Source organism: Flavobacterium frigoris PS1, from assembly GCF_000252125.1.
GTDB classification, from domain to species: Bacteria; Bacteroidota; Bacteroidia; order Flavobacteriales; family Flavobacteriaceae; genus Flavobacterium; species Flavobacterium frigoris_A.
Map to the genome: position 1 here is coordinate 41,155 of NZ_AHKF01000019.1, position 13,056 is coordinate 54,210.

Below are 13,056 nucleotides of genomic sequence, written 5' to 3' on the forward strand. Positions count from 1 at the left end.
ATGAAGAAATCATTTTTATTAATATCATCCAGCATATTAGTTGTAGTCTTGGCTGGCTGTAGTAAAAAAATCACACAACCCTTGACTGTTTTCTCTAATGAGAATCCATTGGAAAGAAAAGTAGACTCCGTTTTAAAGTTGATGACTTTGGAAGAAAAAGTGGGGCAGCTGAATCAATACAATGGTTTTTGGGAAATAACTGGGCCAACGCCTAAAGAAGGTCAAGCGGCTAAAAAATACGCAGACCTTAAAAAAGGGTTGGTAGGATCAATGCTAAATGTCAAAGGAGTCAAAGATGTAAGAGCCTTACAGAAAATTGCTGTCGAAGAAACCCGATTAGGGATTCCGCTCATTTTTGGATTTGATGTCATCCATGGTTATAAAACAATTAGTCCAATTCCATTAGCTGAATCAGCAAGTTGGGATATGGAAGCGATAAAAAATTCAGCTGCTATTGCTGCAGAAGAAGCTGCCGCTGTAGGTCTAAATTGGACTTTTGCGCCAATGGTCGACGTTGCCAGAGATGCACGATGGGGAAGAGTAATGGAAGGAGCTGGTGAAGACCCATATCTAGGAAGTAAAATTGCTGTAGCTCGTATTCAGGGTTTTCAAGGTGATAATTTAGGGGCAACGAATACTATTTTGGCTTGTGCTAAACATTTTGCCGGATATGCATTTGCTGAGGCTGGAAGAGATTACAATACAGTAGATGTTAGTGAAACTGTTTTGCAAAATACTATTTTTCCACCATTTAAGGCAGCTGTCGATGCAGGTGTAAGAACTTTTATGAACTCTTTTAATGAGTTAAATGGAATTCCTGCGACTGGAAACGCTTATCTGCAAAGAAAAATTTTGAAGGAGGACTGGAAATTTGAAGGTTTTGTAGTTTCTGACTGGGGTTCAATTAATGAAATGATCAATCATGGGTATGCAAAAGACAGCAAGCAAGCTGCAGAAATTGCTATTAATGCAGGATCTGATATGGACATGGAATCTAGTGCTTATGTAGATCATTTGGTTGCATTAGTAAATGAGGGAAAAGTAAAAGAAGCCATTGTTGATGATGCAGTAAAAAGAATTTTAAAAGTAAAATTTGAATTGGGTTTATTTGATGATCCGTACAAATATTGTGATGAAAATCGCGAAACCACAACCGTAGGAAAAGCCGAATTTCAAGCCGGAGTTTTGGATATGGCTAAAAAATCAATTGTGCTGTTGAAAAACGAAAAAGAATTGTTACCACTTAAAAAATCGGGTCAAAAAATTGTAGTAATTGGAGCATTAGCGAATGATAAAACAAGCCCGTTAGGAAGTTGGAGAATTGCTGCTGATGATGAGACTGCAGTATCAGTTTTGGAAGGAATGCAAAAGTATCCAGAAAATCAAATTGTATATAAAAAAGGAGCCGATGTTGCTGTGGGTAGAACGCAATTTATTTGGGAAACAAAAATCAACATGACAGATAAAAGTGAATTTGCCGATGCTATTGCTGCTGCAAAAGGAGCTGATGTTGTGGTAATGGTTTTAGGAGAGCATGGCTTGCAATCAGGTGAAGGTAGAAGTAGAGCTGATATTGGTTTGCCTGGAGTTCAGCAAGAGTTATTGGAGGAGGTTTACAAAGTGAATCCTAATATAGTTTTGGTTCTAAACAATGGTCGTCCGCTGGCAATTCCTTGGGCTGCTGAGAATATTCCTGCAATTGTTGAGGCTTGGCAATTGGGAACACAAAGTGGAAATGCTATAGCGCAGGTTTTATATGGAGATTATAATCCAAGCGGTAAATTACCAATGACTTTTCCAAGAAATGTAGGGCAACTACCATTATATTATAATCATAAAAATACGGGTAGACCTGCTATGAACGAGCCTGAAAGTGTATTTTGGTCCCACTATATTGACGAAAAGACAACCCCTTTATATCCATTTGGTTACGGTTTGAGTTATTCAAAATTTGAATATTCTGACTTAAAACTTTCGGGTGCTTCATTCGCACAAGCGGGTAGTATTAAAGTCTCTGTGAAAATTAAAAATACAGGAAAAATAGCAGGTAAAGAAGTGGTTCAACTTTATATTAGAGATCTAATAGGAAGTGTAACAAGACCAGTTAGAGAACTAAAAGGCTTTGAAATGATTGAGTTAAATCCAAATGAAACCAAAATAGTGTCGTTTGTAATTGATGAAAATACGATTCAATATTATACCGCGAATTCTAAATGGGAAGCAGAAGTAGGTGATTTTAATGTTTTTATTGGAGGAAGCTCAGCAAAAACATTAGAGGCTAATTTTCAATATACTAATTAATAATAAATGAAGAAATTTTTAATACTATTGATTCTTGCGCAGGTAGGTCTAGCGCAGCAAGGGGACCGCAAATTAGTTTGGGAGGAAAGTTTTTCAGGAAAATCATTAAATAAAAAAGTTTGGAACATCGAGTTAGGGGACGGTTGTCCTAATTGCGGTTGGGGTAATAATGAAAGGCAATTATATACCAATGAAAACCATGAATTTCTACAAGGGAATTTAGTAATTACGGCTAAAAAAGAAGGAGATAAGTATACTTCTACTAGAATAACAACAAAAGGAAAAAAGGAGTTTCAGTATGGTTATTTTGAAACTAGAGCAAAATTACCTCTTGGTCAAGGTATTTGGCCAGCCTTTTGGATGCTTGGGTCAAATATTGGTACTGTTGGCTGGCCAAAATCGGGGGAAATTGATATTCTTGAGTATGTAGGAAAAGAACCAAACACGGTCTTTACCTCTTTGCATACACAAGATAGCCATGGGAATACTATCAATACTAAGAAAACTAAAATAGAGGGTATAGAAGATGGGTTTCATCTTTATGCAATAGATTGGACAAAGGATAAAATTGATTTTTTTGTTGATGACGCATTGGTTTATACATTTCAACCCGCTATTAAAAATGAAAATACATGGCCATTTAGCCAACCATTTTATTTTATAGTCAATATGGCTATTGGTGGTAATTTTGGAGGACCTGCAGTTGATGATAATATCCTGCCCCAAAAATTTGTCGTCGATTATATAAAAGTCTATCAGTAATGTTTAGTTTGTAGTCGTTTTTTTTGAAGGAGAGAAGATATTGTTTAAACAATACTCTTCTCTCTTTTTTTAAGTAGTAAAGTTTATTTTTCTAATATATAAGAAATCGATTTTTAATCATGAAATGTCACAGCACAACGTACTAAGGTATATGCCGCTAAAAGAATTACGTAGGAAAAACAGCATGCATAATTGCAGCACAAAATACATTTAAATGACTGAATACTAAATGTTTATTTGTTTATATTCATTTTGTATTTTTTACGATCGAGGATGGAGAACTCACCATATTCAGCTGTTTTATAAGCTCATTAAACGAATCAAGCTGTGTGAAAGAACTATTTTTTAAGATTTTGAAGCTTTGTTTGTTAATTTTTCTTAATTTTATTAGTAATTACAAGTAATTAATTATTAAATTTGAAAATTAAGTTAACCCAAAAATACAATTAGCCTATAACATAAAACTACTTTTTTAGAAAATTTTTTACAAATTTTAACCAAAACTAAAAGGTAAGACTATGGCTAATATACAAACCCCAGATGCTTTATTGGTACAAAATTATGTGGCAGGAGATGAAAATGCTTTAGCTACATTGATCAAAAGACATGAATCCCGAATTTTCGGCTTTATATACTCCAAAATTGCAGATAGAGATATATCAAATGATATTTTTCAAGATACTTTTATAAAAGTAATTAAAACTTTAAAGTCAAATTCCTATAACGAGGAAGGTAAATTTCTTCCATGGGTAATGAGAATTTCTCATAATTTAATAATTGACCATTTTAGAAAAACTAAAAAAATGCCTCTATTCAGGGAAACAGAGGAGTTTTCTATTTTCTCGGTTATGTCTGACGATTCCCCTACAATAGAAAGTCAGTTAATTACTGCCCAAGTAGAACACGACATAAAGAAATTAATAGAGGAATTACCGGTAGATCAAAAAGAAGTTTTGGTAATGCGAATGTACCAAGACATGAGTTTTAAAGAAATTTCGGAGATTACAGGGGTTAGTATTAATACATCCTTAGGCAGAATGCGTTACGCTTTAATGAATTTAAGAAAAGTTATCGACAAGCACCAAATTGTTTTAACGAATTGACAATATATCAATATTTTGCACGTTGTAGTATGATAACAAAATTCATACAACATGGCAAAAATTTACTCTAAAGATTCATTGAAAACCAAGGCAATGAAGCCAAAAAAGGAAATCGTTTCTTTTTTATTAAATTATTCAAAAGCGTTGAGCATTGTGAAAATTAATAACAAGAGCTTCGAAATAATATCAAATTAGATTTTTATCGAAAATTAAATAATACAAGATTTGGTTAAGAGGTCCTGTATTGATAAGATTCACTTATTTTTTAAATAAGTGAATCTTATTTTTTGCGGTATTCATCCAATACTGATTTTCTTCCTATAGTATTCGTAATTATATCTTTTTCTAAATTCCAACCGCGAGCAGGTGAATATTCCCTTCCGTACCAGATAATCTGTAAATGCAAATCGTTCCATATCTCTTCTGGGAAAATACGTTTCGCATCTTTTTCCGTTTGCACAACGTTTTTTCCATTGGTCAGATTCCATCTATACATCAGTCGGTGAATATGCGTATCCACGGGAAAAGCGGGAACTCCAAAAGCTTGTGACATGACCACACTGGCCGTTTTATGTCCCACGGCAGGTAGCTCTTCCAAATATTCAAAACTTTGCGGTACTTCGCCACCATGCTTGTCAATTAGAATATGGGACAATCCGTGTATTCCTTTAGATTTCATTGGTGATAAACCACAAGGCCTTATGATTTCCTTAATTTCCTCGACAGACATTTTTATCATATCATAAGGGTTGTCAGCTTTTGCAAAAAGGAAAGGCGTGATTTTATTGACGCGTACATCGGTGCATTGCGCCGAAAGCAAAACGGCAATCAATAAAGTATAAGGATCTTTATGGTCTAACGGAATTGGAATCGTAGGATATAATTCTTTTAACGTATTTATAACAAATGTTACCCGTTCTTGCTTGGTCATTTTCGTAATTTTATATCTTGTAAAAATAGAATAAATTTCAGGATGTGCCTAATCCAGCTTTCCGTTACAACTCCTCATCCAGTTAGCGCAATTTTTAAGCGTTTTCAAGAGCTTCCTTTGGTCGCTTTGTAAACACATAAAATTGAAACTAACTGTATTCCGGGGTTTTTACTTCAATCTGGGGCAAATCATAAATAATACATAAACATATAACTATGACAACATTAAAAAAAGGCGACAAAGCACCAAGTTTTTCGGGACTAGATCAAGATGGCAAAGAACATAAATTAGAAGATTACAAAGGAAAAAAGCTTGTGGTTTTCTTTTATCCAAAAGCAAGTACCCCGGGATGTACTGCTGAAGCCTGTGATCTTAGGGATAATTTTGAGCGCTTTCAAGCTAATAATTATGAACTTTTAGGAGTAAGTGCCGATGCAGCTGCAAAGCAGGCTAAATTCAAAGAAAAATATGATTTTCAATTTCCGTTACTAGCTGATGAAGACAGATCAGTGATTGAGGCGTTTGGTGTTTGGGGACCTAAGAAATTCATGGGAAAAGAGTACGATGGAATTCACAGAACCACTTTTGTAATCGATGAAAACGGAATTATAGATGAGGTTATAGAAAAAGTAAAGACTAAAGCACATGCTGATCAGATACTGAAATAAGTATACTGCTACTATTCGCAACTAGTTAGTTATAAAATCAATTGCAAATAAAAAAAAGTCCATAATCAAGGTTGTAAAATACCTTAATTATGGACTTTTCTATTATATGTAGTTTGTCAGTGTGTTATTACGTACAGTAACGGAACACTATTAAATTAGTTGCTTTTATTGGTCACTCTCTTTCAAAAGTTTATTTGGCTCATATCCGAAAAGGTAATGCTCCTTTATGATCTCAGCAATACCGGAAGGAAGCATAGGTTCCCAACCAGGTTTTCCATCACTAATCATTTTCAATACTTCACGAGAGAAAACTTCTAGAATTTCTGGATCATAATTACCTATGTCAACTACTTTACCATTGAACTTAAAGAATTTGTAAAGCTCTTTCATTCGTGGGTGAACTTTTAAGTTTTCTGAGGTGGTGATGTCGCCATTTTCGTCTAGCATTGGGTACAAGAACACTTTCATGTCGCGGAAGAATAATTTTCCAAAAGCTTCAAGGATTCCACCACTTAGATGACGGTAGTATTTCTCATCAAAAATATCAACTAGGTTATTTACACCCATGGCTAGTCCCATTCTCGCTTTGGTATAATTAGCAAAATACTCAACTACCTTATAATATTCCTGGAAATTCGAAATCATTACCGTTTGCCCTAATGAACATAGTAATTCTGCCCGATCCATGAAATCACGTTCGTCGATTTCTCCGTCTGAACGTAAGTTAGATAAGGTAATTTCAAATACGACTAATGTGTTTTCTTTTTCAACTTTGTTTTCTTGAAGGAACATTTTTAATGATTTCTCATACATGTCCATATTAACCTTTGTTACAGGTCGGAAACTACCTCTTAAGGCAAGAATGTTCTTTTTGTATAGAATTGCTGCCGGAAGGATGTTTTTACCGTTAGGGTCAAACATTACGGCATCAGTCATTCCGTTTTTTACTAATTGTAAACTCATCAGACGATTGTCTACATCTGCAAAACGGGGACCAGAAAAATTAATGGTGTCAATTTCAAGTTGGTCTTTGTCTAAATGATCGTATAAATAACGCAGCAATCGCTTTGGGTCATTGTATTTATAGTAAGCACCATAAATTAAATTCACACCCAGGGTACCAAGGGTTTCTTGTTGTAAACGAGCATCCGTTTCTTTGAATCGAATGTGAAGGATAATCTCATTGTAGTCTTCGTCAGGCTCGATTTGATATCGAATTCCAACCCAACCATGTCCTTTAAATTGTTTTGCAAAATCAATCGTAGCTACAGTGTTGGCATAACTAAAAAACATTTTGTTAGGATGCTTTTCTCTGCTCAAACGCTCTTCAATCAATTGGCCTTCAAATGTTAGCATTTTTTTAAGTCGGCTTTCTGTAACATAGCGGCCGTCTTCTTCAATGCCATATATGGCATCACTAAAATCTTTGTCATAAGCTGACATTGCTTTTGCAATAGTTCCGGAAGAACCTCCGGATCTAAAAAAATGTCGTACCGTTTCTTGTCCAGCGCCAATTTCAGCAAAGGTTCCGTATATATTTTCATTCAAATTGATACGAAGTGCCTTGTCCTTTATTGAAGGTATTTGTGCGATGACTTTATCACCTTTGAGTTTTATTTCAGTATCCATTTTTATTTTAAATATGGCTAATATGTTACAAAGTTAATTAAATAGGGTTCTAATGAAAGAGATTTAATCCTATTTTTGTAAAAAAATTAAACGCAATTGAAGGTATATTTTTTAGGCACTGGTACATCACAAGGAATCCCAGTTATAGGAAGCGATCATCCGGTTTGTAAAAGCACTGATAATAAAGACAAAAGACTCAGGGTTTCCGTATGGATATCATGGGAAGAGCACTCTTATGTAATCGACTGTGGGCCTGATTTTAGGCAGCAAATGCTTGCTTCAAACTGTCAACATGTAGATGGAATCCTTTTTACTCATGAACATTCAGATCATACGGCGGGTATTGATGACATTCGTCCATTCAATTTTAAACAAGGAAAAATTCCTATTTATGCGCATCAAAGGGTAATTGATAATCTGAAAAGCCGATTTGATTACGTCTTTGCTACCGTAGACAGATATCCAGGTGCTCCTTCGGTAAAAACGATAGAAGTGGTTAACAATGAGCTTTTTACTCTAGGGGATAAAAAAATAATTCCTGTGAATGTGATGCATGGCGACCTACAGGTTTTTGGATATAGAATTGATGATTTTGCCTATGTGACCGATGCGAAAACGGTGGCCGAAAATGAAATTTCAAAACTGAAAAACCTGAAGGTATTGGTTATAAATGCGTTGCGAGAAGAACAGCACATTTCCCATTTCAATTTACAGGAAGCATTAGATTTTATAGCCTTGGTTAAGCCAGAAAAAGCATACCTTACTCACGTTAGCCATATGTTGGGCTTTCATGAAGAAGTCCAAAAAAGGCTACCTGAAAATGTTTACCTTGCTTATGATAATCTAGAAATCACACTATAATTTAACTTAAAATGAAAAAATCGTTATTACTCTATGCCTTTATTATACTCGTACTTATGAACGTATTTACGTATATGTTTTATAGTAAAGAAGTTGCATTCGAACAGGGGAGATATGAAAAAGTAACCAAGAAATTAAAAGACAGCTTGGTGTCTGTTAATGCTAAATTGAAGAATGCCAACTATTTTTCCTTGGAAAAAAACGAAAATGCGCAAAATTATTTTGATTCCGGAAGTTCAGAAAAAACGATTCAATATGAAAAACTAATTCCCTATGTCACTGAGAAATTATTGGATTATAATTCAAATCCTAAAGGAAACCCTTATGTCGGACAGGATAAAATAGGAGAAAACAAATTTATAATCAACAAAGTGAAAATTCTAAATCACAGATGGATTATTGCTGATTTTAGCGATGGAAATATCTGGGGTGAAGTCTTACTTAAATACTTTGTCAATGGGGATGAAAGTATCTCTTTTGAAGTCAACCAATCGTTGCTTTATCCAAAAGACTAAAAAAAAGGTTCCAATTTAAATTGGAACCTTTTTTTATGCTAATAACCAATTCTTAAAGTCATTAAATATTTGTGGGGAAATCCCATGACCAATAGGGTATTCTTTATAAACAGATGCTATGTTTAGTTTATCTAAGAAAGGCTTCGTTTTACGAGCCCAATCAATAGGAATCACTTGGTCAACAGTTCCGTGAGATTGGAATATTCGCAATTGACTAAAATCGTTATTTTGGTAATTCGGCTCCATGATGTCTTCATTAGCATAACCACTTAAGGCTATTACATTTTTGATTTTTTCAGGATGTGAAAGTGCAATTGCATAGCTCAAAATAGCACCTTGGCTAAAGCCCAATAAGCTAATATTGTTGGTGTCAATGGGATAAGTGTCAATCAATTCTTCTATAAAACCAGCAATTAAATTTCTAGATGCTTTGGCCTGTTCTAAGTCTGAAAATTTATTTTCATCAGCGTCAAAATTAATAGCGTACCAAGCATAACTCCCGTATTGTAAATCATAAGGAGCACGAGCTGAGATGACGTAACTGTCGTCTGGAAGTTCTGATGCAAACGAGAATAAATCAGCTTCGTTACTGCCGTATCCGTGAAGTAAAAGTATAAGTGGGTTTTTGTCTAATTTGATTTTTGGTTCTCTAATGAGATAGTCCAGTGATAATTTCATTTGTTTAAGATATATTTGCAAACCATTTTTGAAAAAGATTCCCTAATAATGGAACCGGTTTTGTTTCTCCTTTTATAGCAGTGAAAATTCCATATGACCATAGAACAGAAACGAAAATCCACATTGGTGCAGAAATCATTAAGCTGTCAAAATTGCTTATAATTAATCCCAATGAGATAAAAGTCAGTGTTAATCCCAGTCCTTGGCGTATGTGAAATGAGGCAAAAGTATTCTTATCGTCGGAATTCATTGACATGGCAATAAATACCCCAATGCCTAAAATATAGCTTGTAATTGCCGCCGTTTTACCTGTTTCAATAGTGTTATTCATGTTGTTCTGCTAAAATTAATTTTCCTTGATTTAAAATCCCGTAAACCTGACCTTTGGTTTCCATTCCTAGAAATGCGGAGTTTTTTGACTTGGACAGTATGGATGATTTTGTAAAAACGCTATTTCCTTCGGGATTGAATAAAGTGATGTTTGCTGGCGCACCTTCTTTGATCGACTGACTTTCAATTCCGAAAACAGCTTTTCCAGAAGTCAGTTTTTCAATTACTTTTTCGATAGGTAATACGGTCATCAAAGCACCATAAGCACTTTCAAGTCCGATTGTTCCATTTTTAGCCGTATCAAACTCCATTTTTTTATGTTCAATGTCCATCGGATTGTGGTCTGATGTAATCATATCGATTGTGTTGTCCAATATCCCAGCTACTAATGCTTTTCGGTCTGATTCAGTTCTAAGAGGCGGTGATACTTTAAATCTAGTGTCAAATCCTTCTAGCTTTTCGTCAGTCATTACTAAATGATGCACAGCAACGCTGCAGCTTACATTTAAGCCTTTTGCCTTGGCTTCTTTTATTAATTGTACTGCTTTTGCTGTAGAAACTGTTGGGATGTGTAATTTGCCTCCTGTGTATTCCAGTAAAAATAAATTTCTCGAGATTTGTAGTTCTTCGGCTAGATTTGGAATACCTTTTAATCCCAAACGTGTTGAAACAATTCCTTCGTTGACAACTCCGTTTCCTTTTATTTTTTCATCTTGAGGAAATGCAATCACTAATCCATCAAAATCTTGTACATATTGTAAGGCTATTTTTAGCAAATTTGCATTTGGCTGGCTTTTGTTGTAGTCTCCAAAAGCAATGGCTCCTACTTTTTTCATGTCAAACAATTCTGCCATGTCATTTCCGTCACTGCCTTTTGTTAAGGCAGCTATTGGGTAAAGCTGTGTGGCACTGCCATTGGCTTTGTTTTGTACAAAGAGAACCTGTGATTGGTTATCAATGATAGGGAAGGAGTTCGGTTGAAGAGCAATTGCCGTAAAACCACTTTTTGCAGCTACATTTAACCCATTTAAAATGGTCTCTCTATCTTCAAAACCGGGTTCGCCTAGCGAAACACTACTGTCAAACCAACCTTGGGAAATATGTAGGTTATCTCGTTTTACTTCTTCTATGTTTTCTGAATTGGGAAGGGAAACGCCAATTTTTTCAATTAAACCATCTACAATTAAAATATCTATTGTCTTGTTGTGAAAAGGACTTTTCGAATCGATAATTTTTGCGTCTCGGATGATTACTTTCATATACGGGTATTATTTTTTAATTCTGAATTCCAGAAACGAATTCGTTTATTTCACGAATCGTGTGATTGCTGTTTCAATTGACAGAAAGAGCAGTGCAAAGATAACAAACCATTTCCAAATTTGATTGTCCATTCTGTTCGTTTGTAAAGTATCGAAAAAAGACGCTATAGAATCAGTCGATTTATAGTCAGAAAGTGTTTTTTCATTGGCTGCTGCCAAATCACTTTCTGTTCTACCGTAATTGAAACTGATGTTTTCTAATTTTTCATCTTGGTTGAAAATTTCAAAATTTCCTGCTTGCTCCGGATAATCATTAAAAACTAATTTGACCTTATTGTTGAGGATCTGTTGAATGGGAATGAATTGTTCTGTTGCGTTTTTGACGGTTAGCACAGCATCTTTAGACAGTAATACGTCCACAAGAAAAGGATTTGAATTCCCTATCGTTAAGTTGTTTATACCGTTATTATGATTGCTTATTGCCATTTTATAAAAAACGGGAACGATTAATGGCGACTGCTGGAAATTTGAATTTGATGTATTTATTGGTGCCGAGAACACATAAACTGTAGAAATGGAATTTGATACGGAGCTCAAGAAAGTGCTTTGGTCATCATTAGACAAAGCAGCCGGACTTGAACTAGATAGTCTAAAGGAACCATTTGTTCTTGGATATTGGAAATTGTTGATTTTATTTTCGAATACGGAAGTAAATAAAGGATGGTTGAAATTGATTTTAGTAATGAGTTTCTCTACATTTTCAAAGTTCTTAAATTGAATAGCTCCAAAATTCATCAGGAATGTATTCATGTTCGCAATTGAATTTTTTGCTGAAGGGATTACAATCAGGTTTCCTCCCTTTTGCACAAAAGATTTTAAAGTGCTTTGTAAGGCTTGCGGAATTTCATCAAGTTCGTTCAATACGATTGCGTCTTGTTTCTCAATAGCATTGTAGTCTAATGAACTAATTGTTGAATTGTTGAAATTAAACTCATCACTGGTGTAAATCCGACTCAGGAAGTTGCTCTTTTCTGCTTCGCCAATGCTGATGATATTTGCCTTTTTTATTTCGGAAATACTGAAATATAAAGTATTGTCATAAGGTAATCTGTTGTCTGTTATTGAAACATAGCCATGAAAAGCTTGTTTTGGAATAGTGAAATTGATGCTCTTTTTCTTGGTTTCAAAGTCAACAATCGTTTTTGCGATAAGCTTGTTTTGATTGTAGATGGCAATAGGTATAGGCTTAATACCAGATCCATAAGCAGACAAATCAACAGTGATTTCATAGAAATTATCGAGTGTTTCATGAATGAAAACACTATCAATGGCAACGTTATTTTTTTGTTCTGCTTTTGGTGTGATGAAATGTATTAGCTCATTTTGATCACTTTTTTTGAGCTTTTTCGTTTCAATACCAACTGCATCGGTGATAATCACAATATCTTTTTTAAATGCTGATTTGTGCGAGTTTATTTTGGCTAGCGCATAGTCTAGTTGAAATGGGATGGCACTATATTTTATATTTTGTAAGGTATTGCGAATTGATTTAATGTCAGTATTCCAGTAATTTTCGGAATTAGTAAGCAAAGAAAAAGTAGTGTTTTCCGGAGTATCTTCGAGTAATTCTTGCACAGCTCTTTTTAGTAATTCTCCCTTTTTTCCTTTCGCCTGCATACTGAATGAATTGTCTAATATAATGTACAGTTCATTAGTTGTGTTTTCATTGTCTTTAGCTTTGAAGTTGGGTTGTGCAAATGCAAAAATAATACAGCTTAACAATAATAAACGGGTGCTAAGGAGCAGCCATTTCTTAATTTTAGAGCTTTTTCTGGTTTGTACGGTAAGTGCTTTTAGGAAACGAACATTGGTGAAATATTCTTTTTTGAAACGGCGAAATTGAAATAAGTGAACCAAAATTGGTACGATCAACAGGAAGAGAAAGTATAGAATTTCGGGATGTCTAAATTGCATTCTAATATTTAGTTTATCAAAAATACATATTTGTTTGCAGTTGTA

General features: G+C 34.6%; 12 protein-coding genes. 6 read left to right on the forward strand and 6 right to left on the reverse strand.

The genetic code is table 11. The features are described from left to right. From bglX to HJ01_RS12305, 3 genes are all read left to right on the forward strand, one after another. On the forward strand, positions 1 to 2,301 hold the full coding sequence (gene bglX, locus HJ01_RS12295; protein WP_007138763.1) for a beta-glucosidase BglX: 2,301 nt from the start codon (positions 1 to 3) through the stop codon (positions 2,299 to 2,301). A gap of 6 nt (positions 2,302 to 2,307) precedes the next feature. Further along, the gene (locus HJ01_RS12300) at positions 2,308 to 3,063 is read left to right on the forward strand and encodes a family 16 glycosylhydrolase (protein ID WP_007138764.1); all 756 of its coding nucleotides are present in this window, start codon (positions 2,308 to 2,310) and stop codon (positions 3,061 to 3,063) included. Between the two features lie 518 nt (positions 3,064 to 3,581). After that, positions 3,582 to 4,166 carry an RNA polymerase sigma factor gene (locus HJ01_RS12305; protein WP_007138765.1) on the forward strand — a complete coding sequence of 195 codons (585 nt, stop codon included), beginning with the start codon at positions 3,582 to 3,584 and terminating at the stop codon, positions 4,164 to 4,166. A gap of 280 nt (positions 4,167 to 4,446) precedes the next feature. Here HJ01_RS12305 and HJ01_RS12310 read toward each other — a convergent pair whose 3' ends face one another. Continuing rightward, positions 4,447 to 5,097, reverse strand: coding sequence for an endonuclease III domain-containing protein (locus HJ01_RS12310; RefSeq protein WP_007138767.1), 651 nt, complete (start codon positions 5,095 to 5,097; stop codon positions 4,447 to 4,449). A 215-nt stretch (positions 5,098 to 5,312) separates the two neighbouring features. On the opposite strand from HJ01_RS12310, the gene bcp reads away from it, so the two are divergent. After that, on the forward strand, positions 5,313 to 5,765 hold the full coding sequence (bcp, locus tag HJ01_RS12315; protein WP_007138768.1) for a thioredoxin-dependent thiol peroxidase: 453 nt from the start codon (positions 5,313 to 5,315) through the stop codon (positions 5,763 to 5,765). Positions 5,766 to 5,930: 165 nt separating this feature from the next. On the opposite strand, the gene HJ01_RS12320 is transcribed toward bcp, so the two are convergent. Beyond that, positions 5,931 to 7,394 carry a TonB-dependent receptor gene (locus HJ01_RS12320; RefSeq protein WP_007138769.1) on the reverse strand — a complete coding sequence of 488 codons (1,464 nt, stop codon included), beginning with the start codon at positions 7,392 to 7,394 and terminating at the stop codon, positions 5,931 to 5,933. A gap of 96 nt (positions 7,395 to 7,490) precedes the next feature. On the opposite strand from HJ01_RS12320, the gene HJ01_RS12325 reads away from it, so the two are divergent. Then, on the forward strand, positions 7,491 to 8,255 hold the full coding sequence (locus HJ01_RS12325; RefSeq protein ID WP_007138770.1) for an MBL fold metallo-hydrolase: 765 nt from the start codon (positions 7,491 to 7,493) through the stop codon (positions 8,253 to 8,255). A gap of 11 nt (positions 8,256 to 8,266) precedes the next feature. Then, a complete protein-coding gene (locus HJ01_RS12330) occupies positions 8,267 to 8,770 on the forward strand; it encodes a hypothetical protein (protein WP_040473939.1) in 504 nt (167 codons plus the stop codon). Between the two features lie 33 nt (positions 8,771 to 8,803). Here the strand turns inward: HJ01_RS12330 and HJ01_RS12335 are convergent, their stop codons facing one another. Genes HJ01_RS12335 through HJ01_RS12350 form a run of 4 tightly spaced genes read right to left on the reverse strand, consistent with a single transcriptional unit; the run spans position 8,804 to position 13,011 of the window. Further along, the gene (locus HJ01_RS12335; protein WP_007138772.1) at positions 8,804 to 9,448 is read right to left on the reverse strand and encodes an alpha/beta hydrolase; all 645 of its coding nucleotides are present in this window, start codon (positions 9,446 to 9,448) and stop codon (positions 8,804 to 8,806) included. Between the two features lie 4 nt (positions 9,449 to 9,452). Continuing rightward, positions 9,453 to 9,779 carry a hypothetical protein gene (locus HJ01_RS12340; protein WP_007138773.1) on the reverse strand — a complete coding sequence of 109 codons (327 nt, stop codon included), beginning with the start codon at positions 9,777 to 9,779 and terminating at the stop codon, positions 9,453 to 9,455. Next, complete coding sequence (locus HJ01_RS12345) at positions 9,772 to 11,037, reverse strand: dihydroorotase (RefSeq protein WP_007138774.1); 1,266 nt, start codon at positions 11,035 to 11,037, stop codon at positions 9,772 to 9,774. The genes HJ01_RS12340 and HJ01_RS12345 overlap by 8 nt, the downstream gene beginning before the upstream one ends. A 45-nt stretch (positions 11,038 to 11,082) precedes the next feature. Continuing rightward, positions 11,083 to 13,011 (reverse strand): vWA domain-containing protein, encoded by a 1,929-nt coding sequence (locus HJ01_RS12350; protein ID WP_007138775.1) that lies wholly within the window; start codon positions 13,009 to 13,011, stop codon positions 11,083 to 11,085. Between the last annotated feature and the right edge of the window lie 45 nt (positions 13,012 to 13,056).